The following is a 24,882-nucleotide window of genomic DNA, read 5'->3' on the forward strand; positions in this document are numbered from 1 at the left end:
ACCCTATATTATTTCCATTGATGTCAAGATTTTGATATAATGCCTGGTATTGATTATAAACAGTTCTGATTATTAAACAGTTGCAAGGATTTCTTAACAACGTAGAGAATAAGTAATAATACAGTCGCTATGGTTACTCGAGGTGAAAGGATTGCCGGATGTTTTTTACTGGTTAATTTTAAATAAAATACTTTTTGCTCCCCTGTCTGCCTTTCTTACCGCTCAGATCCTAAAGGGGCTTTTGGCCTCTCTGAAAAGTAAAAAATGGCAGTGGCAAAGGTTTCTTGAAGCAGGTTCCATGCCCAGTTCCCATTCGGCTATGGTAACTGCTCTGGCTACGGTGGCAGGCCTCAGTTATGGTTGGTCTTCTTCTCTTTTTACCATTACCGCTATTTTCGCCATCATTGTGATGTACGACGCTATGGGGGTTCGGCGGGCGGCCGGCAACCAGGCCAAAATTTTAAATCAAATTTTAGAAGAGATGGGCCGCCAGGATGGAAAACAAAATGTAAAGGCTTTAAAGGAATTGATCGGTCATACCCCGGCCGAGGTGGCCGTGGGCGCACTCATCGGAATTGTGATGGCTGCGGTGGTTTTCTAAGGAGAATCGTTCATTGTTTAATTCATTGCATTTAAATCTGCGGGATTTTGGCTTAATTATTTTGTTATTTTTAACGGAGTTAATCCGCAGCGCCCTTTTTTTAACCTTCTGGCCCCTCTACTCCGTTAATTTTTTAGGTTTTTCCGTTGTGGCCGCCGGGGTGGTGGTTTCCACCCAGTACCTGTCGGAAACCCTTTTTAAAATTGCAGCCGGGTATCATCTGGACCGTTACGGACGGCCGGTTCTGGTTACCGGGGTTTTGGTGAGTCTTGCTGCCCTTATTGGTTTGTACCATACAGAGACCCAATGGTGCATGATTCTCCTGGCCGCCATTTTTGGTCTGGGTTTTGCCCCTGTGTGGCTGGCGGTCATCAGCCAGATTGCTCCCAGCGGGCATCCTGACAGGGCCTCCCGGATCGGGCTGGTTTTTATGGCCTGGTTACTGGGAGCCGGGATCGGCCCGGTGGGAATTAATTTTATTCTGCCCTGGGGTTTTGCCAATACTTTTCAAATGCTTATTTTGCTCTGGATTATGGCCACCTTATTGGTGCTGTTTATCCCGGTTCCAAGCAAAAACCATGGAGGTCCTCGCATTTCTCTGATGAAACAACTGAATCAGATTGCCTCCAAAGAATGGTTTGTCAAGCTGCTGCTGCCGGGCATGTTTTTGCAAACCCTGGCCGCCAGTCTCCTGCTGCCCATCCTCCCTCTTTATGCCACCCAGATTCTGGGCTTGGATTCCAGGCAGTATGGTTTATTGCTCACCTGCGGGGGAGCCGCCACGGTTTTATTTTTGATTCCCATGGGAAAACTGATTGACAGGTTCTCTCTAAAAGCCGTTCTTACCACCGGCTTTACCCTAAGCGCTATTTTCCTGGGAACCGTTCCTTTTACACACAATTTAACTGCGGTTTTTGCTTTGGTCATCCTGGTGGGCATCTCCTATGCCATCATCCTTCCTTCCTGGAACTCTTTATTGGCTGAAGCCATTCCCGCAGAGCACCAGGCTACGGGTTGGGGCCTCTTCAGCACCCTGGAGGGACTGGGCATTGCCACCGGGCCCGCTCTGGGAGGATTCATTTCAGGCCTTATTCACCCTGCGGGAGCTATTTTTTTCAGTGCCATGATTCTGGCCTTGATGGGCTTATTTTACTTTTTTTATCCTATGGATTGTCTATTAAACGACCGGGAGTGACTAAAATGTCCTTCAGCATTTATGAGCTCTTTGGCCTTATTATTTTCATCTATATCCTGCTACCCACCCTTCTGGGCCGCTGCCTGCACCTGGGTGTCCTTTGGCGCGGACAGCGAACCCCTCAGGTGGCCTTAACTTTTGATGACGGCCCGGACCCTCATTTTACTCCGCAGCTTTTAAGAATTTTGCGGGAACACAATGTTCAGGCCAGCTTTTTTGTGGTAGGAGAACTGGCAGAACGACACCCGGATTTAGTCCGTCAAATTGCCGCAGAAGGTCATACTCTGGGAAGTCACGGCTATCAACACGGCTTCAGTTGGTTGCAAGGGCCCTTTTCCTCCATCCGTGAAATTTCCCGGGGAAACCAGTCCATTACTAAAATTACAGGGAACGCACCGGTTTTTTACCGGCCCTCCTGGGGCGTTTTTAATTTTGCTTCCTTCCTTTTCCTGCGGTTTAATAAGCAAAAGATTCTTTTATGGTCTTTCATGAGTCAGGACTGGGCGCCAAGGTCCACCTCTAAAAAAATTACCTCTTGTGTTTTGAAAAAAATAAAACCCGGGTCGGTGGTGGTTTTCCATGACCGCTGCACTAAACCCGGGGCAGCGGAAGACGGTCCGGCCAAAATGCTGGAAGCATTACCCGGAATTTTAGAAGAGCTTAAGAATCGGAAGCTCAAACCTGTAAAATTGGAAGAAATGGCTTTTCAGGATACGTCAATGGTTAAAAGGGCTTTGCGCGGTTTATGGCAGGTATGGGAATATGGTTTTGCAAAGGCTGCCGGGTTGCAGCCTGTAGGAGATTTGTTCCGTTTGACGGTACGAAATTACCGCGGCAAGATGATGCAGTTACCCGATGGTACATTGTTAAATCCCGGAGATAAGGTGGGAGAACTGCATTTGAATAACGATTTGCTGCAATCCATCACCTCTACCACCGCCTCTATTGAGCGGGTTGCCGTCCGAGTCCTGCGGGAAACCAGACGATCCCTCCCCCAACTGGCCCAAAAAATATCCCAGGACCCTGCCTGCCAGGGCATCAAGGCCCTGATTGGCGTTACCATGATCCACCGCGGGACAGCACAGCTTGGCTTTTCTGTTTATGATTTATCGCCGGGTATTCGTCCGGTTATTGCCTGGTATCAGCGCTGGCTGCTTTTCCTCCTTCATCCCGGTGGATTGACCCATCTCCGCAAGCAGTGGAGCAAACTGGTGCCCAAAAAGGTTATTATCTCCAGACAGGAACTGATAAAACGCTATTTGCTGGAGGAAGCTTCTATAAAGGAAACACCAATTCTGCCTGTGGAAGTATTACCATCCGGTAATTGGAACCATGCCTCTTAATGATTTCCCTTTCAGCTTGTTCCCAATGGGTTACAGCTTTCAGAAGAGGTCCTTGTATTTTTGATTGTGCTAAATCAGAAATCAGAACCACTTCTATTTTTTTTAATACCCGGCAGATCATAAAGGCTTTATGGGGTCCCAGGCTAAAGCCTTGTTGTTTAAACCGTTCCAGCACATCCTCCGGTTTTTGCGCTTCCTGCATCCATTTTTGAAACAGCGGTTCTCCCATGCCGTCCCGGCATTGAGCCACCAGCACAACGGTTCCCCCCGGTCGCACCAATCGCGCGGCATTGATTAACGCCTTTACGGACTGGTACAGGTTCATATCCCGGGGATACCCCCCCGCACCGGCCAGGACCACGCTTGCCGGTTCCGGCAGCGGCAAGCGGTAAACCTTCCGGCAATAAACACAAGCTTCCTGCCATGACCTTTTGGGATTGCCGGCAAAAGCTTTTAAAATGCTATTTTCATGATTTAACACCAGATTAACCGCAAAGTCTACACCCACTTGCTCCGCCGCCTGCCAAAATTGCTCCTGTATGGGATTGCCGGAAGTTTTACCGGGGCCCACCCCCTGTTTTTCCATCATACTATGGTTGGCTTGAATGGTTTTTCGACCGGCCACCCCGGGACAAATTAACTTAGGTCCTCCGGAAAATCCTGCTAAATTATGAGGCATCACAGCCCCAACGGTAACTATCATATCGGCTTCAGCCACTTTTTCATTAACCAGGAGTTCGCTTCCATCCTGTAAAAAACCCATGGATACCAGGTTGCTGTCACAATTGTGATTGATAAACCGATAACAATCTACCATATCTCCAAAGGACTCCCGGGTTTCTTCGGGGGTGTTGGGGCGGTGAGCTCCGGTAGCGATCACAAAGGTCAGTTGTTCCCTCTTCAACCCGGCCTCATGGATCTGTTCCAATAATGGGGGCAGCGCCCATTGCTGGGGAACCGGCCGGGAAATATCCGTTACCACCAGTACGACTTTTTTAGGGTTTTTTTGCCGGATTAAAGTTGTCAGCGAAGGACAACCCAGAGGTTCATTGAGAGCACGCATTATTTCCCACTCAGCATGGCCCGCTGCCGGCATTGACGCTCTCACAATATCTACGATGTGTTGGTCTTGAATATTGAGTCCCAGACTCTCCTTGCCGTAGTTAAAGACCAGCTTCAAAAAGAATCCTCCCACCTGTTATTTTCTCCGTCTTAATAGCGCGTTAAAGATCAAGCAGATAAACGACGCACAACCGTAAAAAAATGGAACATGGATTGAACGGGTGATACAGATTTACGCGGATTTTATTTAAAGATGATTAAATCCGTAAAAATCCATGGAAATCCGCAAAATCCTTGTTCTATTCTCTTCCATTCTTTAGAAAATTAGGGGCTGCGCAGCAGAAACCTTTCCGGGTTCTTTTTGCATCAGCCCCCTGTTTATGGCGTTCCTTATTTTTAGTTCATATCGGCCGGTCTTTCCATGGTTGTAATTTTAATTTTTATGGTTTCACCCCGGCGAAAGACCTCTATTTCCACTTGAGTTCCTATTTTCTTTTTTTGTATGGTTTTAATTAATTCATCCGGAGTGGCAATCTTGGTCCCGTCTATGGCGGTAATAATATCTCCTTCTTTTAAACCGGCTTTACTGGCGGGTCCTCCTGAAACCACCCCGCCAATAACAGCACCCTCAGAGGAATTATAATTGAGATATTCAGCCACATCCGGAGTCACCGGCTGAATTTGGACTCCTAACCAGGGTCTTCTAACTTTCCCCTCCTTGATGAGTTCATCCAGTACTTCCTTTACGGTGTTGGCCGGAACAGCAAAACCAATGCCCTGGGCCTCGGCATTAATGGCCGTGTTGATGCCAACCACTTCTCCCTTTAGATTGAGCAAAGGGCCGCCGCTGTTTCCCGGGTTAATGGAAGCATCGGTTTGCAGCAGATTATCAAAGGAACGGTTATCAATTTCCACCGGCCTTTCTTTGGCGCTGATAACCCCGATGGTCACCGTATCCTCCAGCCCAAAGGGGCTTCCAATGGCAATGACCCAATTTCCTACCCGGATTTGATCCGAATCTCCCAGGGGCAGGGTGGGGAACTCTTTTCCGTCAATCTTAATCACAGCCAGGTCCAGAGCAGGATCCAAACCCACCAGTTTTCCCGAATAGGTCTTTTTATCACCCTTAACCACCACCGTAATGTTTTCTGCTCCTTCAACCACATGGTCATTGGTAAGAATATAACCGTCTTTAGAAATAATAAATCCGGAGCCCAATCCGTTTTGATACTGGGGCTGGGAATTTAAGCCGAAAAATTGCCGAAAAAAAGGATCATTGGAAAAGGGGCTTTCCCGGCCGTCTCCCCCTACCTGAACCAGGGTATTGATCTTTACCACAGCCGGTCCCGCCTGGGCCACAATATCGGCAATGGTGTCAGGCCCCACGCCCGGCAGCGCGGCATCCGATACTTTTTCCTGGCTGCCGGCCTGTTCCGGCGCAACCTCCCGGTCCGCTCCACACCCTCCGGCAAACAGGAGCCCCGGCAACAGGATTAAAACAAGCATTACAACGGCGATTTTTCTCCAGGGCAACATGATCATCCTCCTAATTTTTATTATGATCAAAACAAACAATATATTTACCTTTATTAAAAAAATTAACGGCAATGAAGCGTAATCTTTCTATTTTCTCAAGCAGTTAAAAAAAACCCCGGCCGGGCCGGGATTGTTATAGGCTGCTATTGCTAAAATCCTGCGTTAAATCTGTGCATTCCGGTTCATCCAGGACCCGTTGAATTACTATATTTCGATAGTCCAGAAGTTCAAGCTCTGTTACCACACTGACCGGTTCTTTTTGACTATCAAACAATATCCTCACCCTGGGGTATAAAGAGGACCCCTTGGAAGTACAAAGCACCACCGCGGTTTCCCCTGTATTTAATTCTACAATGGTTCCTGCCGGATAAGCGGCTATGTTGGATAGAAAGGGTTCAATCAAATGATAGGAAAAGAGGTAGTCGCCGGCTCCTGAAATCATTTCATAAGCTTCATAGGGCGGAAAGGCCTTACGGTATACCCGGTCCGCCGTCAAGGCATCATACATATCCACCATACCTGTTATTTGAGCAAATTCATGAATTTCTGTGTCCCTTAATCCCTTGGGATATCCTTGCCCGCCGAAACGCTCATGGTGCTGATGCACCACCAACCGAGATAAACTGCTAACTACGGGATTATTCTTTAATATTTGCAGGCCAAAATCCGGATGGCTCTTTACAATTTCATATTCCTCTACGGTTAATTTACCGGGTTTATCTAAAATCTCCTTAGGCACAAATATTTTTCCAATATCATGCAGGAGAGCACCCATGCCCAAGTGAAATAGTTTAGCCCGCTCGTAGCCTAAAGCAATCCCTGTCATCAGCGCCAGCACACAAACATTTACCGAATGGGCAAAAACATAGTCATCCATGGTTCGAATATCCACCAGATTAACCAGTAAACGGGTATTATTTAATAACTGATCAATGATTTCATTCACAGTGGTATATATCTTTTCGGATCCCCGGACCGTTCCTCCCAGGGATTTAGTATGTTGGCTTAATATGGCTTTTACTTGTGTAATGGCTTTAACGCGAGTTTCCTCCGGTATCACATCGTGAATTTCAATATCCGGCAAAAAACCATCATCAATATATAATGAAGGAATGTTTAATAAACGTAATCGATTGATATATTTTTCATTCAGAATGACTCCGGCGTTCAGCAGAACCACCCCATCACTGTTTCGAATGGGCCGTCCTACCTTCATCCCTGGCTTTAGCTCTGTAACTCGCACCCGTCGCATGATGCATCCTCCATAAAACAGTCACCCTATAAATTCTTCTTTTTCCTTAATATTCCTGCAATAATATTATAATATAATTTTTGCCGACGATTTGCTAGCCCCATTTATTTAAAATTATGTATCTGTTATCAAGGACTGAGGCACCTAAAACAATTTTGTTTGCACTACATTAGCTATTGATTGTATTTTAAATATGAAATACCATCCAAAGAGGAGGGGAGAAACATGAATGCAAAACTAAAGCTTTGCTTTCTCGTTTTTATCTTTCTATTATTCGGCTTGTGTTTCCATAAACTAGCTCTGAACCGATCTCGGATTGCTTTGCTTAACTCGGGTAATCTACCGGGTGAACACCTCCCAGAAAGTACTGGCCCTCACTTTTGATGATGGCCCGGACCCGTGGTATACTCTGCTTATTCTGGATATCCTAAAAGCTTATCACCTACGGGCCACTTTTTTTGTAACCGGAGAAAATGTGGCAGCAGGAGGTTTCAGCAGCCGTTTCTGACCTGGGAATGCAGGAGGTCCTTTGAATCCTTTGCATTGAAAACAAATCTACTCCTACCCCGGAGAGATAGTGGACCGGGTTTTGAGAAAAATTGAACCGGGCAGCATTATCCTGCTGCATGATGGTCTCCTGGATCGCAGTAAAACCGCTCAAGCTCTTCCGCTCCTGCTGAACGGTCTTAAGAAAAAAGGATATCAGGTTATCCCCCTCACTGAGATGTTGGAAATGGAACAAAGCGAATTTGACTCTTTGGCCCAGGAGCCATTTTATACCCTAATTAACGAAAGAAAAAAGGTCCTGTAATAAAAACATTAACCATCCTGCTGCTTGGTATAGACGGTTTATTCTTTAAAATTTTATACGAATCAACATAAATTAAAAACCCTGCCTGAACGGCAGGGTTCTCTTCCTTATGGCTGTTCTTAGAATCCCTTCATGGGGTTGGGGCCAAACTCTTCCAGGTCCTCTGAGAACTTGTCAAGGATGGCCGGCAGTTCGGCATAATCCATGATATTAATTTGCATCATGCGTACCCGGTCGGATTCCAGTCCCAGGCGGTCCAATGTCTCGGAGACTTTAGACAGGCGGATCTCTGCAATCTCAGAACCCTTCATAAAGTGGCACTGATAATCTTCGCCATGCTTGCAGCCTAACAGCAGGACACCGTCAAAGCCTTTGGACATAGAGTCGGCAATCCATACTAGGTTCAAAGAACCCAGGCAGCGAACAGGAACAATCCGTACCCAGGAGTTGTACTTCAGGCGGTTGATACCGGCCATATCCAGGGCAGGAATAGCATCGTTTTCACAAGCCAGGATCAGAATTCTTGGTTTTTCCTCATCCTCTTCAGGTACCTCTACAGCCTTCACCATGTTGCCGATCATACCCACCGAGTAGTTTTTGAAAGAGATAATCCGCTCGGGGCAAGCACCCATGCAAGTACCGCATCTTCTGCAACGGGTGGGGTTTGGCAGGGGATTGCCTTTGGCGTCTTCGTTAATGGCGCCAAAAGGACATTCTTCCGTGCATCTCTTGCACTGGGTGCAGCGCTGTAAAGCAAATTCAGGATAAGACAGGTCGCCGCTTCTGGGATGAACAGCGGCACCGCCGGCGGTTGATTCAACAACCTGGATCGCCTTTAAGGCAGCTCCGGTGGCATCGCCAACAGCCTTGGCCATATCCATGGGCGCCCTTACACTACCGCAGGCATAGATACCGGTACGGCGCGTTTCATAGGGGAAGCAAATAAAATGGGAGTCAGGGAAGCCATATTTCAAATTGGGCAGTTCCGGTCCTTGTCTATATTGCAGATTCAGGATCTTCTCCGCCGCTTCCTGGGTTGCAGCCGCTTCTGCCCCGGCATCGTCCTGAGCGGCGGCAGCGACAATGGCTTCGGTAGCCTTGTTGCTAGGGATCATGCCATTGGCCAGAACCACTAAATCAATGTCTTCCACCCGGGCATTGCCGCCCAGTAAAATATCTTCGGATTCCACAACCAGCTTGCCGCCGGCTTCGGTAATTTCTTTAATATCGCCTTTAATAAATATAGCACCGGTTTCCTGTCCGGCTTTATAAAAATGTTCATATTGTCCGGAACTACGGATATCCTTATAAAAGACATAGGCGGTGGCCTCTGGAGCCAGTTCCTTTAAAATAATGGTCTGTTTCAAGGTTTCTACGCAGCAGGCAGCGGAGCAGTAAGGCAGACGCTCGGCATCCCGGGAACCGGCGCACTGGATAAAAGCAACCTTTTGCGCTCCGATATTGCCGGCTTTGGCCATGGCTTCAAAATCAGCATGGGTAATGACATTGGCATATTTGCCGTAACCCAGATGATCCAGATTGGCCACATTGTCTTTGGAACCGGTGGCGAGAATAATGGCGCCCACTCTTTCAGCCACAATATTGCCGCCTTGATTAATTTCAGCGTCAAACATACCCGGCCCGCCGGCAATCTTTTCAATCACCGCACCGGTATATACTTTAATGTTACCGTTGGCTTCAATTTCAGCCACACGACCGGCAACGTTGGGGTCTTCGGGGGTGGTAAAGGGAGCCGCCATGGGGGTGGTTTTGTAAACTTTGTTTAACCAGCCGCCAAGGGTTGCTTCTTTTTCAACCAAAACCACAGGATAGCCGGCCTTGCCCGCTTCCAGAGCCGCCGTCATACCGGCCAAACCGCCGCCAACAACCAAAACCGTTTTAGAAAGATCTTCTCCTACATAAGGTTCCGGGACCGTGGCTGCTTTTGCTTTTTCACAACTCATACGAATTTGGTCTTCAGCCAGCATCTGAGTATCTTCATCATCGGCCTCGTGGACCCAAATGCACTGCTCACGAAGGTTTACGCGGTCAAGAAAAGCTCCGGGAAATCTAAAAACATCGCCATTCACACGGCTGGAGCAAGCGGCTATAATAACGCCGTCCAGACCTTGTCCTTCAACCTCCGCCTTAATTAAATCAACACCTTCTGCAGAGCAAAGATAATTGTGTTCTTTGCATACAGGAATTTTATATTCCTTCGCTGCAACTTTGGTTAAAGCCGCTGCATCGAGGGCCTCGCCAATGCCGCAACCGGTGCAAAGAAAGAATCCTAGTTTTTTAGCCATTGTCTTACCCCCTCACTGTAGATTGAATGGCTTTAATTACAGCGGCTGTTGCACCTTGAACCGTAGAAGCAACATCTCCCGGTTTCGCTACACAACCGGCAGCGTAGATACCGGGTGCGGAACCGCTTAATACAAAACCATCCACATCGTAGGCTACTGCAGCAGGAACTTTGGCGGCGGCAGTGGCAGGCGCCATACCGGTAGCCAGAACCACCATATCATACTTCAGTTCGCTGATTTCCTGGGTAATCTGGTTTTCCGACAGCACCATAACATCCTTGGTTTCGGCATCTTCCTTAATCTCGGAAGGCTTCCCTTTAATCATGGTGATGTCATATTCCTTAATCTTGTTATAGAAGTCTTCGTGTTTACCCATGGCCCGAATATCCATGTAGTAAATGGTTACCTTGGCCTCCGGGTACTGCTTCTTAACATAGCTGATTTGTTTCAGGGTAGCCATGCAGCATACGGAGGAACAGGCCTTTTGATGGTTTTCATCCCGGGAACCGGCACACTGAACAAAGGCAATATTTTTCGGCTCTTTGCCGTCCGAAGGACGGAGGATCTTGCCATTGGTGGGTCCGGTCAAGGCAGACAGTCTTTCCATCATAATGTTGGAAATGGCATTGGTTACGGTACCACTGCCGTAATTGGCCAGTTTTTCTACGGCATAAGAATCCCAGCCGGTGGCCCAAATAACAGCGCCAACATTGAAATTCATGGTTTTTTCGCCCATATTCAGGTCCACAGCCTTAAATTCGCAGGCTTCCGCACATTTACCGCAGGAGCTTCCGGTGCAGGCTGTGTTATCAATGATATATTTCATGGGGAAAGCAAAGGGCTGGGGCAGGTAAGCCGCCTTGGTTTTCGACAGGCCGAAATTAAAATCATCGGCTCTTTCTACCGGGCATACTTCCGCACATTTGCCGCAGCCGGTGCAGCCATCGGTAATATAACGGGGGCGAATCTTAACCGTTACGTCAAAGTTCCCTTCCTGACCGGAGATATTTTCAACTTCGGCCAGGGTGATCACTCTGATCCTAGGATTCTTTTTAATTCTTTGAAAATTAATTTCCAAACCGCAGTTCGGCGGGCAAAGTTTGGGGAAGTACTCATTAATTTGAGATACCTTGCCACCCAGGTAAGCGTTCTTTTCTACTAAGAACACTTCATAGCCCACTTCAGCGGCTTCAACAGCAGCAGTAATACCACTAATACCGCCGCCAACCACTAATATGCTTTTATTTGCCATTTTCTCACTCCCTAGTCCAATTGTCGGTTGGCTCATGGCCAATGGATAGGTGAATAACCACTCTTTTGAAAACTTTACATACCCTGCCAGAAGAAATGAAAAGCCAGGAGCCTGTCGGCCACCTGGACTCATGGGCCCCAAAGGCGCGTCGCACCTAGGCCGTTACATTCATTAAAGAGGACCCGTGGCCGTAGTTGGCCACGGGCCTTTTAACTATTTAATTTATCCAAGGATCAATCTTAATTAGTCAACCAGACGGATAATGGGGCGTTTAATCATTTCCCATTCGCCGCTAGCAGCATCGTACTTGCAGTTGCAGAATACTTCCCACTCAGGATTGATAGCGGGCATATCAGCACGGAAGTAGTAGCCGGGGAACCGGGTTTCTTCACGGAACAGGACAGTGCGAATGTGGGATTCGGCCTGCAGTGTTCTGTGGATGTTTTCCCAGGCTCTCATTAATTCGTGCAGGTTACGGGCAGCCAGCTTTTCGCTGTCTTCTTTCAACATTAACAGATACTCAAGACCTTTATCCAACAGGGCCTTGGAAGTGGTAAAGTTAGCAACAACACCGCCAGCATACTCGTCCATCATCTTCTGAAGACGGAACATGTACATCTTGGGCAGGATGTAGTTGGGGTTTACGTCGGGATCGGTGGTAAAGCCACTGAATTCTTCCCAAACAGCCATGGGCTTCAGAACTTTAGCTTTCAGTTCTTCTACTTTAGCATCGTCAATGTTGGGTTCCTGGTTGTTTTCTACAACGAAACGAACCATGGATTTACCAGCAATACGGCCTTCAGCGTGGGAACCGGAGGAGAACTTGTGGCTGGAAGCGCCAGAAGCATCACCGGCGGCAAACAGGCCTTTAATAGTTGTCATGTTGGTGTAACCCCACTGGTATTCAGCAGGAGCCAGGTCAGCAGGACCGGAAACCCAAGCACCGGAAGCACCGGAGTGAGAACCAATGAAGTAAGGTTCAGCAGCAGCGATCTCGGAGAATTTCTCTTCGGGAGCGATGTTGCAAGCTGCCCACAGGATAGCCTGTGATACAGTCATATCAAGGAAATCTTCCCAAGCTTCGCTTTCCAGTTCTTTCATTTTCTTCTTGAAGGCTTTGGGATCGTCTTCGTATTTCTTCGCTAAGTTAGCAATGGCTTCAGCAGTCTGCATGTACAGGGGGCCTTTGCCATCGCTTACATCCAGCATGCCCAGGTAGTTACGCAGGTTAGCCGGGATCGGTTTAACGGAGCCATAGGGACCCCAGTTAGCCAGTTCTTCACGACGGGTTACCATATACTCTTCGCCAAAACCGTTGGTAGCGCGGGATTTGAAGAGCAGGAACCAAGCGCCTACAGGGCCGTAAGCATCTTTAAAGCGTACGGGGATGAAACGAACTTCTTGGCAGGTCATTTCAGCGCCGGCAGCCATGGTGAAGTATGCGGAAGAACCGGAGCTAAAAGGAGGATACCAGGAACGGCCTAGACCTTCACCGGTGGAACGGGGCTTGAATACGCCTACGGCGCCGCCCATAGCAGCCAAAACGGCTTTAGCCTTAAATACATAGACTTTTTCTTCACGGGTGCTGAAACCAACTGCGCCGGCGATTCTGTCGCCATCCATGATGGGTTCGCAGATGTATACGCGCTCATAGATGTTGTCGGTGCCCAGAGCGTTCTTAGCAGCTTCAGCAACGATTACCTTGTAGGATTCACCGTTTAACATGATCTGCCAGCGGCCACCACGAACGTAGTTGCCTTCGTCGTTGGTCCAGATAGGGAGACCCCACTTTTCAAACAGGTGTACGGAAGAGTCAACGTGACGGGCGATGTCAGCGACTTGGTCGTCACGGGCAATACCCATTAAGTCGTTTTTAACATATTTTACATAATCTTCAACGGTGTTGTCACCTTTGGCAATACCTAAATATTGGTTGATAGCGGAAAGACCCATGGCAACTGCACCGGAACGGTCCATAGCAGCCTTATCTACCAGGGTAACCTTTAAACCTTGTTTCTTGGCCCAGTAAGCTGCTTCAACGGCTGCGCCGCAAGCTGCCATACCGCCACCAAGGATCAGAATGTCGGTACTAACGACTACAGTTTCAAAGTTCGGCATTATATATTAACCTCCTCCGATAGTTAGTTATTTAAATTTACTTTTTTAAGCCAGGCAGTTCAGCAGTACCTACAGAATAGGGCTCGGTGAACAGAAGCTGGTTGTTCAGGTCGTCCTGATCTACGGTGTAGCCGCCAGCGGGTTCAGCAGTACCTTCATCGGTGGTACGGATGGGGAATTTGAAACGCTTCAGCATGCCATTACGGAACTTAACGGTCCACATGATGCTGTCAGAACTTCTCAGGGGCACACAACTGGCGCCCATAGGAACGAAGTCAGCATAACCACGAACGTCAATGGCCTGTTGGGGGCAGATCTTAACACAGCAGTAGCATTCCCAGCACTGGGATACGTCACGGTTAGTGGCTTTCATTTTTTCTCTGTCCAGAACCATCAGGTCGTTGGGGCAGATGTACATGCAAGCGGTTTTGTCCTGACCCTTGCAACCATCGCACTTTTCAGCAATTACAAAACTAGGCATTTTTTTACCTCCCTGTTCCTAATTTTTAAAGACAACTGTCTTTAATACTTAATCAATATCAATCAGTTATATAGTAACAGAACTCGAATTCCCTTCCGCCGGCAGGATCTTCTCATGATTATTCCGGAAAACTCCGAATAGGTTTTATTGACTGAATTTTAAAATATCTTTATTCTTCCGGGACTTAGCGTCCCCAACCACCTCCTCTAAACTGGGTTTTTCACCACCAGCAGCAAGGGGTCATTTCGGATGCAGCGTAGACCGTAGCGGTCCACACTGTATACCGAACATAAAAATTGTATTTTTTTAAGAACAAAGACTTTTTTGTCAATCATCTTACAAAATCATTTTGTAGAACAATGTAGAATATTAGGAGACCATGGAGATGGCACCCTTCCATTCCAGCAACCGGGGAAATCTCGAGTTTAAATTACTTCTCCAAACTTTGGTAGTACTTGGTGAGGATCTCCAGAACTTCCTTACGGCCAAACTCCAAGGGAGGAAGTTCGCCTTTGGAAAACATTTCACGAACTTTGGTGCCGCTGATGGCAATACGGTCTTCTTTACCGTGGGGGCAAGTTTTCTCGGTAGCCATGCCCATGCACTTCTTGCAGTAGTAAGCGGCAGTTACTTTAATCGGCTGGCACAGGATTTCCCCAGGTGCAAACTGATCAAAGATTTCTTGGGCCTGGTAAGCAGTGTAGTAGCTGCCAACACCAGCGTGGTCACGACCTACAAGAATGTGGCTGCAGCCAAAGTTTTGACGGAAGATCGCGTGCAGGATGGCTTCTTTGGGACCGGCATAGCGCATTTCCATGGGATACACACGCATTTCAACCGTTGCGGGGTTGAAGTAGTTTTCCAGGTGAGCTTTGTAAGCTTCAAAACGAACTTCGGCAGGAATGTCCCCGGCCTTTAATTTACCAACGATGGGATGGAGGAACAAACCGTCACAAACCTCGTTACCGATCTTGCACAGGAACTCGTGGGAGCGGTGCAGGGGGTTCCGGGTTTGGAAAGCACAGACGGTATTCCAGCCTTTGGACTCAAACAGAGCGCGGGTCTCAGCCGGGTGAGCATAGTAGCCGGCATATTTGGTGGCATAACCCATTTCAGAGAAGGTTACAATGCTGCCGCCCAGATATACATCGCCCTGAGACATTACTTTTTGTACGCCGGGATGATCGGCATCATCGGTAAAGAATGCGGCTTTACATTCTTTTACTTTATCATAACCATACTTGTCGGCAACGGTAATGATACCAACATAGATACCACTTTCATCGTCAACCAGAGCCAGTTCGTCGCCAGCCTTAATGCTTTCGGCCTGTTCCTTTGTAACTGCCAGGGTTACAGGCAGGGGCCATGCTAAACCGTTGGCCAGGTGGTTGTTGTTAACAACGCCTTCATAGTCCGCCTGGGTCATAAAACCGGTCAGCGGGGAAAATGCACCCATACCAATCATTAAGCAGTCAGAGGACTCACGAGAGCTCATACGGATTACCGGCAGGGTTTCGGCTTTTGCCTTTAGTTCTGCGCGCTGCTCTTTGGGAGCCAGCACCGGGGTTAGTTTTCCACCATGGGGTTGAACTAATGCCATAATACACGCCTCCTTGTTCTTTTTAAAATTCGGACCTTATGTCCTAATTTTGTGAATACAAACACTTATTGAGGTAAACCGGCCAGTATCGGCCTCGTTCAACAGGATGGATACTTATTATGGATTGTACAAGATGTCACGAGTTCAATCCAGGCTTAATGATTAGCAAATGTCACATAAATCACATGCCTTGCCAAAAATTAACAACCAAACTCATACCCTTGCCAACCCGCGTATCCTTTGGCCTCACGCATTTTGTCTGTTTTTGTCGGCTACTGGCAAGTATTTTGTATTCTTTAATCTTAATAGATATATTCTCTTCAACTTCCCATTTTCCTGCTGGGAAATGCAATTTTATTAATAATTTGTGCAAAAAAGTATTTGCTCCTGGCCAACTCTTTTTTGTCGCATTACACCCATTGCTTTAATGCGTTATTTGGCGAAACAATGCAGTAATCCAACGCCGCCTGCTTGCGGTCCAAACCGTAGGCAATGGCCATTAGTTGAGTAAAGAATAATACCGGAAGGTTATATTTGGTGCTAAAATTTTTATTCACTTTCACTTGGTAGGCATCGAGGTTCATTTGACACAGGGGACAGGGGGTGACGATAATATCCGCTCCGGCCTCCTGGGCGCTTTTTAAGATGGGGTATACGGCTGAAGCGGTGATATCCGGAGCCGTGGCATTCATGATGCCGGTACAGCACTTTAGTTTATAAGGGAAGTTTACGGGTTCTGCTCCCAGGGCGGAAACAATATTATCTAAAAATGTCGGTTGTTCCCAGTTATCAAACTCCCTCAGGGCCCGTACCGTTTGGCAGCCTACATATCCTGCAACCTTAAGTCCTGTTAAAGGCTTGGTCACTTTGGAGGCAATTTGTTCCAATCCAATATCCGTAACCATTACATCAAGAATATTACGGACTTTTAGTTTTCCGTCATAGCTGAGGTCATCTTTGCTTAAAGCATCGTTGGCGGCATTTTTAAATTTCTCGTTGGCGAATTTTTTATTTACGCAACCCAGGTTGGTATAACAGGAACTACAGGTAGCAACCACATCTTCTGTTCCCATTTTCTCCGCCAAGGCAAGATTTCTAGCGGACAGCACATCCGCCGCAAACTGACCGATGACACTGGAAGAAACCGTAGAACCGCAGCAGTTCCAATCTTCGATTTCCCTCAGTTCAAGCCCCAGTACCTTGGCCACTTCAAGGGTTGAATGATGGTAACTAATGGCGGTTCCTTCACTGGAGCAACCGGGATAAATTGAGTACTTCATCTCAGTGACCACCCTCCTTGGCGATTTCTGCGGCCCGGTTTAAGACATCGCGTAATTTGCCGGGATTTTTAACACCCTTAGGAGGCAGCAGCGGCAAACGGCGGTGCAGCATCATGCCCTTACCAACATCCTGCATATCCAGGGCCATTTTAATGGCATTCCCTAAACCAATTTTCAAACCGTAATTTAGAGTAACCCCGCCTTCCCAGATACGGCCCCGCTTGGCCACATCCTTGGCGTAAACTTCCGCCATGGCCTGGGAATTATGAGTAATACCGTTTTCCACCGCCAGATGACGGAGATCGTGCATAACATCCATCATCGGCACACCCCGGGGGCAACGACAGGCACAGGTATAACAGGAGGTGCATAACCACATGGTATTGGCTTTAAGTACTTCATCTTTACGGCCGGCCCGGATCAGTTGAATAACCCGCCTGGGAGACAGGTCCATCTTTTCTTTAAGTGCACAGGTGGTAGGACATATCCCGCACTGCATACACATTTTGACCCATTTCCCATTTTCCATGCCATAAACCTTTTTGGTAAATTCCGAATCGTACGTTACAGTGGTTTTCTCTTTTTCTGCAGCTTCAGACATTGACTTCCCTCACTTCCCTTCGGGCATTCTTCCATGCAATATCACATAAGTCGTATCGTTGCCGTTAACATACAAAATATTGCATTGCACCGGGCGACAACTGATTGGTTTGGCGCCAGCCTTGTGAATATACGCACACGAACTAACGCAAAATTGCTTCCGACACCTCCTCGCCAAAGATATCAGAACCTTTAAAATATGTGAAATGCTTGGTAAACTTGTCTCAAAAAAGAATAATTAAAAGAAAAAGTGCGATGTAAGTTAACTATATCACCACTATTTTTACTTGACAAGTAGTTTTATCGGTGAGTACAGACCTTTAACCTCTTTGCAGAAAAGTGAAGAAAGATGTTTTCGGGGCTCCTCGGATAAGATAACACAGCACCTCTTCTGTCGTCAATACGACAAAATTAGGTACTATTAGTAAGTCTTATTCGTGAAGATTATATGAAATCCTTTATTATTTCCGAAAATTTTCGCTTTTTACCATCACTTTTATCTACCCTTTATTTATACGTTGTTCTAATGAGAATATGCCTGTGCTTTTCCACCTTCACCCATCGCCATGGAACTCTATCTTTGTTATAATATGAACTTAGTAATATCTGAAAAATAATAAGGAGATGAACTTTACGATGTTGCAGCCGGTGGAACTTTACAATGCCTTGGGAAAAGCCGAGCAAAACAACTTCTTTATGACCCTTCAAAAAGTATATGATCAGTTGCCTGAGACCACCTGTTCCGGATGCGCTACTTGTTGCAACTGGGGCAGTCCTCCTGCTTTTTTTATTGAATACCTTAATATGTATAAATTTTTACGGGATCAGAGAAAAGATCACTGGCAGGAAATACTGGGAAAAGCCACGGAGTATTTTTATCTGGAACTGGTGGATACCGGTCAAAAGTGTCCCTTTTTAAATGAGAACAAGAGCTGTTCTATCTATGAAGTCCGGCCTTTTACCTGTCGTTCCTATGGTCTGCTTTCTAAAAAGGACTTTGAGACCGGGGACCGGGGACTGCAAGGGATGGCTCGGAAGTTCTGGGATGAATACCAGATCAAAATTCCTGACGAATTGATAAATTCCGAACTGTCCTGGTGCGATAAAGTATCTTTCGGAAAGGACAAATATCTGGAAAAAACCACCTTGGCAGGCCTGGCAGCCCAAATCGGCAAACTGGACTGTACCTTCTTTCCTCAGGATCTGGTGGACAAAGAAGGAACCTTGCTCCCCTACCCGGTTCACTTAATGAATACGGTCTTAGGCTCCGGAGCTCGGGCCAGAAAGCTAAAAGTCATGAAGGAATTTAGCGATTGCGGCACCAAAGAACTTCTCAAGCCCTTTGTGGAAAAGGCCTGTGCTTTCCAATTTTAATGATCACAACATGGCTCTTTTGCGCAATTCCTTTTTCTAAAAATAATAGAACACGGATTATACGGATTTCCACGGATTTGCGCGGATTTTTAATTTATTCTAAATCCGCGCAAATCCGTATTATCCGTTAAATCCGCGTTCCATTGTTTGTATGTTATCTGCCTGCTCTTTGGCGTGCTGCTAAAAAGTTATTTTGCCACATTCCCTTTTCCATGGATCAGGGCAATTTAAGAGGAGGATTTTGCTTTATTCTGGAGAAAATATGTTGGGGAGGTGAAAATAATGGCTAAAATAGATGCAGCTTTGGACTTGTGTGTGGAACTTGGCAAAATATTGTCCGAAACCGAGGAATTTCAAAAGATGAAGGAAGCGGAAGCCAATTTACTCCATGGCGAGGAAGCCCGCGCCTTGGTTGAAGGCTTACAGGCTTTGCAAATGGAAATCCAGAAAAAGAAACTGGCAGGTCTGCAATTAACAGAAGAAGATAAGAAGAGAATGCAGGAGACTGAAGCAAAGGCCTTGGCCAATCCTTTAGTAAAGGCTTCCTTTGAGGCTCACGAAAAATTCCAGGGTGTTATGAGCCTGGTCAGCACCAAAATCCGTGAAGGAATTAACAGCAATTCACAGCAGATGCCTACAGATGAGGAAGAGGAAGAAGATTTAAACTGATAAAAAAACAGACTTCATAACGGCAATGAAGTCTGTTTTTTTATACCTTTATGGTAAAAGTCATAGGCTTCCCTATCCGACAGGAAAACCGGGTTCCTTAGTTGTCTTTGGGGGGTTCAAATTTATAACCCACTCCCCACACGGTTTTAATGAGGTCCGGTTTGGCCGGGTCCCGCTCAATTTTTCTGCGCAGTCTGCGAATATGAACGGTTACGGTGTCTTCGTCTCCCTCATAACGGCTCTCCCAAATCTGTTCCAGCAACTGGAGTCTGGAAAAAATCTGGTTGGGGTGGGATGCCATTAGCCAGAGCATATCAAATTCCTTAGCTGTAAGAGCCACTTCCTGCCCCCATATTTTGATCTGACGGGTGGAATACTCAATATAGACCTGGGGGTATTCAAGTACTTCTTTATTTTTCTTTTGTTCCGAAGCCCCTTTGCTGCGCCTTAAAACCGCCTTCACTCTAAGGGCTAATTCCGCAGGACTGAAAGGCTTGGTTTGGTAATCATCAACACCCATCTTAAAGCCCACAATTTTGTCCACCACATCATCCTTCGCCGACAAAATAATGATGGGAACATCAACCAGCATTTTGATTTTCTGTGAGGCTTCCAGACCATCCAGCTTGGGCATCATGATATCCATAATCACCAGATCGGGGTTCATCGAGGTGGCCAGTTTGACCGCTTCTTCCCCATCCTGGGCAGCCATCACCTTATATCCTTCCTGTTCCAAGGAGTGGGTTACGATTTTAACGATTCGATGGTCATCATCGGCAATCAGTATTGTTCCGTTTTTCATGGCTACCCTCCTGGTTATAAATTGATCTATTGATTTGATTATTTTTGACACGAGTCGGAAAAATTCCTGCTCAATCCTCTTGTTTTTTTCAGGACTATTATCCTATTTAGTTCAGGACCTTCAGAGCATTCATAATATCTGCAATTACTGTATTATAAAGACAACCGCTTTTTCCCTTCCCGCAGACCTGCGGGATTTTTTTTATGCTACTATTAGTACCCTATGGTCTTCCTGAAGTATAATGGAAAATAAATGATATTCGGGAGGGTCATTCAGCATGTCCAGTTCTAAAATAGAAGATGCCAAAAAAAGGATCGAGGAACTTTTGAACCAGCAAGATAAAAGAAACCAAACAAGGAAATCCATTGACTATATCAAACAGCAGGTGGAAAAGGATGTCCTTACGGACAAGCTGGCGGATTTATTAAAGTCCCAAATTTCCAAAAAATAAATTAAGGCGCTTATCTTTGATGAATGAAAGATAAAGCTGAAAGAATAAAAGTCTTACAGCATACTTGTATCTATAATAATGAAGGTTTTTTACTTTTTAACAAAATCTTCTTTATTTTATATGCTTTATTTCATAAAATTTAGAAAAATGGACTTTCTTATTGGAGAATATGAAAGGATGACAAACATGAGCAAAGTTGAGGGAAAGGGAATTATCACCGTTAAACGAACGGTTTGGCTCCGCACGGACCTCCAACCGGCTACGGATGCAACCATCACCGAAGTGGAAGAATCCATCTTTTGGGTAAATCTTCCTAGGGATGGCAATCAGGTACTGGTGCTGCAGGAAAACCAAGAAGTCAAATTGGGCATCTCCTTACCCGATGGTTTTTACAGCGCCGATACCACCGTAGCCCATTTAGGTAATGATCCAAAAAAGTTTTACGGCCTGAAAATCCCAGAGGAACTTACTGAGTCTCAAGAGAGAAGATTTATACGGGCTCACCATTCCGCCAACGTATTGTTTCGTTCCGGAGACTTTAAGGCGCAAACCGCCATGGTCAATTTTTCCGCAGGAGGTATTATGGTTTACCTTGTACCCGAGCTGGAAAAAGTAATCCAGGCCAATGATAAAATTATGGTACAGGTATCCATTGACAACATTCCCTTTGAAGTGGAAGTAAAACAAGCCTGGCAGAAAAACTATGCCAACATTCCCTTTGCCGGTTTTGAATTTATTAATATTAGCTCTCGTTTACAGGCCGCCCTGGCCATGTTCTCCCTTAAATATTCGGAAAAACAATAAAGAAAATAATAGCGGCTAATAAAAAAATAGAACGCGGATTTTGCGGATTTCCACGGATTCCCGCGGATTTTATAACTTTTAATAAAATCCTCGTATTCCGTATTATCCGTTCAATCCTTGTTCTATTTTTATTTTTTTGGAAATAAAGGCTATGGTTCTTTTTACAACAGCCCTGGTTTCTATTATTGTCTGTCCGCCTGCTTATCTTCGGGACCCATGCCCAGGGACGCTTTAACATTGCCCCGGGCCAAAGAGGCAAAAACGCCGCCAAGACAAACGATTGCAAAGACCATAAAGGCTGTCCTGGTTCCCTTGAGCAATAAAGCGGCATCCGCTGTATTTAATTCCACATTTCCAACAAACAAATTAATGATTAATGTAACAATGGCCATACTGATGGCCTGGCCGGTCAACCTCATGGTCCCCAGGGTGGAGGAAGCGATGCCGTAATATTTTTTTTCCACAGAACCCATTACCGCATTGCTGTTGGGTGAGGAAAATAATGCAAAACCGGTCCCCAATAGGGCAAGATTGATAATAATCAGCCAGAGAGGAGTCCCTCCGCTTAAAAAGCTGAAAACCCCCAGCCCCAGCGTTGTGAGTGCCATTCCCCAGGAAGACACAATTCTCGGCTCCACCCGGTCGGACAACCTTCCGGCAAAAGGCGATAACAAAGCCATAAGCACCGGTTGGGCCAGCAAAATCAGTCCCGCCTGCTGAGAGTCGTATCCCATGACCACTTGCAGATAGACCGACAGGAGAAAACCTAAAGCAAAGGTTGCGCTGTAATTAATCAAAGCTGCCAGGTTGGAAAAGGCAAAGGTAATGTTTCTACTGAACAGCTTAAGGTTTAAAACAGGATAAGTCACCTTCATTTCATAACGGATAAAAAGAATTAACAGCATAAAACCAACAGCCAGTAAATATTTGGCTAGGGCAGAGGTGGCAGTGGCCGACACACCGTACATAAAAGTTACCAGACCCAGTATATAAAGAAGGGCGCCAACCCAATCATATTTTTCACCACTGGCGCCGGCCCATTCTCCTGTTAATTTATAAAAGGCTAAAAGGGCTGCCAAAATACCCAGCACAGCGTTCAGGTAGAAAATGGAGTGCCAACCAAATTGATGGTTCATGAACCCCCCCAGGACCGGTCCAAGAGACAGCCCCACATACACCGTGGCTCCATTGATGCCCAACACCTTCCCTCTCTCCTGGGGTGGAAATACAGAGGTTAAAATGGCCATGCCCGTACCAAAAATCATGGCGCTGCCAACTCCCTGCAACACCCGGAAAGCAATTAACGCCTCAACGGAACCTGCCATTCCGCAAAAAATGGAGGCCAGGGAGAAGATGGTGATTCCGGTGATAAAAACCTTTTTCCTCCCCACAATATCCGCCAATCGCCCAAAGGGGACCAAAAAAGCGGCGGAGGCCAGGAGAAAACTGGTTACCACCCAACTTAACAGCAGCGCACTACTGTTAAATTCTTTTCCTATGGCAGGAACGGCCAGGTTAATGGCACTGCCCATAAAGGGAGTTAAAAAGGAGGCCGTAGTGGCCACCAGCAGGGTGTACTTTTTTAGAGAGGCTTCATGATCCACGCGAACTCCGCCCTTCTTTCATCATTTGATTAGCTCAAAAACCAAACTAATTGCTATGACAACTATATTTTAAAAAAAATAAAATGTCAAGTTTGTAAACTGGTCCTTTTATGATAAGTGAAGATGCTCTTATATCCTGGCCATTCATAAAAATGGCCGTGTTGCAGATAACAAAATGAACAACCCTAATAAGAAATAAAACACGCGTTCTATTCTCTTAATTTTTTAATAAATAGAGGGCTGTGCAAAAGAAACCTTTTCCGGGTTCTTTTGGCATCAGCCCGCTCTGCAACTTTATTTCACGGGGTAGTACTTCCCCTTTTCCTTTCTTAATCGGCCCTCTTCCACCAATTTGTTGGCCGTGTCCGCAAACACACCCATCTGACGAATGCCCGCCCTCTCCATAATCTCGCTCCGTCTTGCTCCTTCCCCGGCTTCGATAATCGCCCGGTACAGAGGTTCCTTTTTATGCTCTATATACTCGGTCATAAACTCCAATGCCTTTGGAGTATATTCCCCCTGCTTGGTTAAGTATCCTTGATCAATGAGAAATTTAGCTTCACAATCTTCCGGAGGTGGGATTACCATCAGAGAAACATACAATTGTTCCTTTTTGTTCATGCTTGCACACTCCCTTGCCATCATCCTTAAGGTAAAACCATTTTACCAGTTAAACCTTACATTTTGTATGCAATTCCATAAACAAAATCCTACATCACTGCATCTTTTGACGGTGTGATAGCAGTCTAACGATAATAACACATATAACCGGTACACAAGGCAGGGGTTCCCCGAATTCTTTTAGCAAGCTCCTTCACTTTATCAGCCTCTATCCCGGATACAACCGCATCCATCACTCTTTTCACCAATTTTACACTGGCAATCTTTTTCCCCCCGGGTGCCTCCCTGCCCACAATTTTTAAAGATTGCACCCCCAGAGAGTGCAATTCCGGGAGAGCACACAAACCACACATGCCCACGGGATGTCCCTTGGGACCCGGTCCTCCGTGACAATTTCTTACAAACCACAGCCATTTTTGATAATCCTTTAAATGCTTTGTAAAAGATTCTTTTACAGACCACCGGTCTCCCCCGGAGGTGCTCACAAGCCTGTAGGACCAAGGCCTGTGGCAGATTGCACCGCCGAAGGCATGGTTCACGTGGCAAAAGCCTTCCTCAAAACTGCAGCCGTCATTTAAGATAAAAACTTCATATTCCAGCTCCCGCCCTGCCTTATCCTGAATGATCTTGAGTTCATCCAGGTCTATATAGCGGGGAAAAATGATCCTGGAAGCCCCTATCTCCTTAAAGAAATGGACCGCCGAACTATTTAAAACCGCTGCTAGGCTGCTGACATGAATGGCTGTCCCGGGGAAATTTTCCACCATAAACAGCATTAAACCGGGGTCCCCTATAATAAAGGCGTCAATGCCACATTTTTGAGCCTCTTGGATAATGGATTGAAGCAGCGGGTATTGCTCCGGAGGATATTGGCATTGATTTAAAGCCAAAAATACAGGGACATCCTGCCGGTGTGCTATGTCAACCGTTCTTTTCAACTCCTGTATATTGGGTATATTGGCGTTCCCGGGATCCCGTCGGTTTATCCAGCTATCCTGGCCAAAGTTTTTTATCCACTGTTTAGGATTCATACCACAGTAAAGTTCTCCCGCTCCTGCTGCAATCAGGGCCGAAGCTTCTCTAGCCGAGGTAACCGGTGCTAAAATTTTCATTGCAGTAC

Annotated in this window: 23 protein-coding genes; 9 read left to right on the forward strand and 14 right to left on the reverse strand. The window is 46.3% G+C overall.

The annotated features are described in order from the left end of the window. The first annotated feature begins 142 nt into the window (after window positions 1-142). From DESRU_RS16970 to DESRU_RS16980, 3 genes are read left to right on the forward strand one after another with little or no spacing between them, the layout of a single operon-like run. Window positions 143-601: a divergent PAP2 family protein gene (locus DESRU_RS16970; RefSeq protein ID WP_238446318.1), complete on the forward strand. Its 459-nt coding sequence runs from the start codon at window positions 143-145 to the stop codon at window positions 599-601. A gap of 13 nt (window positions 602-614) precedes the next feature. Then, on the forward strand, window positions 615-1,796 hold the full coding sequence (locus DESRU_RS16975; protein WP_013843319.1) for an MFS transporter: 1,182 nt from the start codon (window positions 615-617) through the stop codon (window positions 1,794-1,796). Window positions 1,797-1,801: 5 nt separating this feature from the next. Next, window positions 1,802-3,139, forward strand: a complete 1,338-nt coding sequence (locus DESRU_RS16980; RefSeq protein ID WP_013843320.1) for a polysaccharide deacetylase family protein — start codon at window positions 1,802-1,804, stop codon at window positions 3,137-3,139. Here the strand turns inward: DESRU_RS16980 and larAH6 are convergent. From larAH6 to DESRU_RS16995, 3 genes are all read right to left on the reverse strand, one after another. Next, window positions 3,072-4,319, reverse strand: coding sequence for a nickel-dependent malate racemase, LarAH6 family (gene larAH6 / locus DESRU_RS16985; RefSeq protein WP_013843321.1), 1,248 nt, complete (start codon window positions 4,317-4,319; stop codon window positions 3,072-3,074). The genes DESRU_RS16980 and larAH6 overlap by 68 nt on opposite strands. Window positions 4,320-4,597: 278 nt before the next feature. Then, on the reverse strand, window positions 4,598-5,737 hold the full coding sequence (locus DESRU_RS16990; RefSeq protein ID WP_013843322.1) for a S1C family serine protease: 1,140 nt from the start codon (window positions 5,735-5,737) through the stop codon (window positions 4,598-4,600). Window positions 5,738-5,870: 133 nt separating this feature from the next. After that, window positions 5,871-6,989: an HD-GYP domain-containing protein gene (locus DESRU_RS16995; RefSeq protein ID WP_013843323.1), complete on the reverse strand. Its 1,119-nt coding sequence runs from the start codon at window positions 6,987-6,989 to the stop codon at window positions 5,871-5,873. Window positions 6,990-7,305: 316 nt separating this feature from the next. On the opposite strand from DESRU_RS16995, the gene DESRU_RS21555 reads away from it, so the two are divergent. Next, the gene (locus DESRU_RS21555) at window positions 7,306-7,497 is read left to right on the forward strand and encodes a polysaccharide deacetylase family protein (protein ID WP_081462038.1); all 192 of its coding nucleotides are present in this window, start codon (window positions 7,306-7,308) and stop codon (window positions 7,495-7,497) included. Between the two features lie 81 nt (window positions 7,498-7,578). Beyond that, on the forward strand, window positions 7,579-7,800 hold the full coding sequence (locus DESRU_RS17000) for a polysaccharide deacetylase family protein (RefSeq protein ID WP_143758811.1): 222 nt from the start codon (window positions 7,579-7,581) through the stop codon (window positions 7,798-7,800). 119 nt (window positions 7,801-7,919) lie between these two features. Here DESRU_RS17000 and DESRU_RS17005 read toward each other — a convergent pair whose 3' ends face one another. The 7 genes from DESRU_RS17005 to DESRU_RS17040 all read right to left on the reverse strand — a co-directional run bounded on the left by DESRU_RS17005 (window position 7,920) and on the right by DESRU_RS17040 (window position 17,438). After that, a complete protein-coding gene (locus DESRU_RS17005) occupies window positions 7,920-10,106 on the reverse strand; it encodes a hydrogenase iron-sulfur subunit (protein WP_013843324.1) in 2,187 nt (728 codons plus the stop codon). Window positions 10,107-10,110: 4 nt separating this feature from the next. Next, the gene (locus tag DESRU_RS17010) at window positions 10,111-11,358 is read right to left on the reverse strand and encodes a CoB--CoM heterodisulfide reductase iron-sulfur subunit A family protein (protein ID WP_013843325.1); all 1,248 of its coding nucleotides are present in this window, start codon (window positions 11,356-11,358) and stop codon (window positions 10,111-10,113) included. 243 nt (window positions 11,359-11,601) lie between these two features. After that, the gene (aprA, locus tag DESRU_RS17015) at window positions 11,602-13,476 is read right to left on the reverse strand and encodes an adenylyl-sulfate reductase subunit alpha (RefSeq protein WP_013843326.1); all 1,875 of its coding nucleotides are present in this window, start codon (window positions 13,474-13,476) and stop codon (window positions 11,602-11,604) included. Between the two features lie 37 nt (window positions 13,477-13,513). Continuing rightward, the gene (aprB, locus tag DESRU_RS17020) at window positions 13,514-13,957 is read right to left on the reverse strand and encodes an adenylyl-sulfate reductase subunit beta (RefSeq protein ID WP_013843327.1); all 444 of its coding nucleotides are present in this window, start codon (window positions 13,955-13,957) and stop codon (window positions 13,514-13,516) included. A 430-nt stretch (window positions 13,958-14,387) separates the two neighbouring features. Next, the gene (gene sat / locus DESRU_RS17025; RefSeq protein WP_013843328.1) at window positions 14,388-15,557 is read right to left on the reverse strand and encodes a sulfate adenylyltransferase; all 1,170 of its coding nucleotides are present in this window, start codon (window positions 15,555-15,557) and stop codon (window positions 14,388-14,390) included. Window positions 15,558-15,967: 410 nt separating this feature from the next. Beyond that, the gene (locus DESRU_RS17035) at window positions 15,968-16,837 is read right to left on the reverse strand and encodes a CoB--CoM heterodisulfide reductase iron-sulfur subunit B family protein (protein WP_013843329.1); all 870 of its coding nucleotides are present in this window, start codon (window positions 16,835-16,837) and stop codon (window positions 15,968-15,970) included. 1 nt (window position 16,838) lies between these two features. Next, complete coding sequence (locus DESRU_RS17040) at window positions 16,839-17,438, reverse strand: 4Fe-4S dicluster domain-containing protein (protein WP_013843330.1); 600 nt, start codon at window positions 17,436-17,438, stop codon at window positions 16,839-16,841. A 635-nt stretch (window positions 17,439-18,073) separates the two neighbouring features. Between DESRU_RS17040 and DESRU_RS17045 the strand changes: the two genes are divergently transcribed. Both DESRU_RS17045 and DESRU_RS17050 read left to right on the forward strand, forming a co-directional pair. Continuing rightward, entirely contained in the window at window positions 18,074-18,811 is a 738-nt protein-coding gene (locus DESRU_RS17045; RefSeq protein ID WP_013843331.1) for a YkgJ family cysteine cluster protein, read from the forward strand. A 282-nt stretch (window positions 18,812-19,093) separates the two neighbouring features. After that, the gene (locus DESRU_RS17050; RefSeq protein ID WP_013843332.1) at window positions 19,094-19,480 is read left to right on the forward strand and encodes a YlbF/YmcA family competence regulator; all 387 of its coding nucleotides are present in this window, start codon (window positions 19,094-19,096) and stop codon (window positions 19,478-19,480) included. Between the two features lie 97 nt (window positions 19,481-19,577). On the opposite strand, the gene DESRU_RS17055 is transcribed toward DESRU_RS17050, so the two are convergent. Next, window positions 19,578-20,282: a response regulator transcription factor gene (locus tag DESRU_RS17055; RefSeq protein ID WP_013843333.1), complete on the reverse strand. Its 705-nt coding sequence runs from the start codon at window positions 20,280-20,282 to the stop codon at window positions 19,578-19,580. A 277-nt stretch (window positions 20,283-20,559) separates the two neighbouring features. Between DESRU_RS17055 and DESRU_RS21005 the strand changes: the two genes are divergently transcribed. Further along, window positions 20,560-20,733, forward strand: a complete 174-nt coding sequence (locus DESRU_RS21005) for a hypothetical protein (protein WP_013843334.1) — start codon at window positions 20,560-20,562, stop codon at window positions 20,731-20,733. 186 nt (window positions 20,734-20,919) lie between these two features. Continuing rightward, window positions 20,920-21,537 carry a PilZ domain-containing protein gene (locus DESRU_RS17060; protein ID WP_013843335.1) on the forward strand — a complete coding sequence of 206 codons (618 nt, stop codon included), beginning with the start codon at window positions 20,920-20,922 and terminating at the stop codon, window positions 21,535-21,537. A 182-nt stretch (window positions 21,538-21,719) separates the two neighbouring features. Here DESRU_RS17060 and DESRU_RS17065 read toward each other — a convergent pair whose 3' ends face one another. From DESRU_RS17065 to DESRU_RS17075, 3 genes are all read right to left on the reverse strand, one after another. Next, window positions 21,720-23,141 carry an MFS transporter gene (locus DESRU_RS17065; RefSeq protein WP_013843336.1) on the reverse strand — a complete coding sequence of 474 codons (1,422 nt, stop codon included), beginning with the start codon at window positions 23,139-23,141 and terminating at the stop codon, window positions 21,720-21,722. 294 nt (window positions 23,142-23,435) lie between these two features. After that, window positions 23,436-23,762, reverse strand: coding sequence for a hypothetical protein (locus DESRU_RS17070; RefSeq protein ID WP_013843337.1), 327 nt, complete (start codon window positions 23,760-23,762; stop codon window positions 23,436-23,438). A 125-nt stretch (window positions 23,763-23,887) separates the two neighbouring features. Next, window positions 23,888-24,874 (reverse strand): peptidase U32 family protein, encoded by a 987-nt coding sequence (locus tag DESRU_RS17075; protein ID WP_013843338.1) that lies wholly within the window; start codon window positions 24,872-24,874, stop codon window positions 23,888-23,890. Window positions 24,875-24,882: the final 8 nt, after the last annotated feature.

Origin of the sequence: Desulforamulus ruminis DSM 2154, from assembly GCF_000215085.1 — a bacterium.
Taxonomy (GTDB): Bacteria; Bacillota; Desulfotomaculia; order Desulfotomaculales; family Desulfotomaculaceae; genus Desulfotomaculum; species Desulfotomaculum ruminis.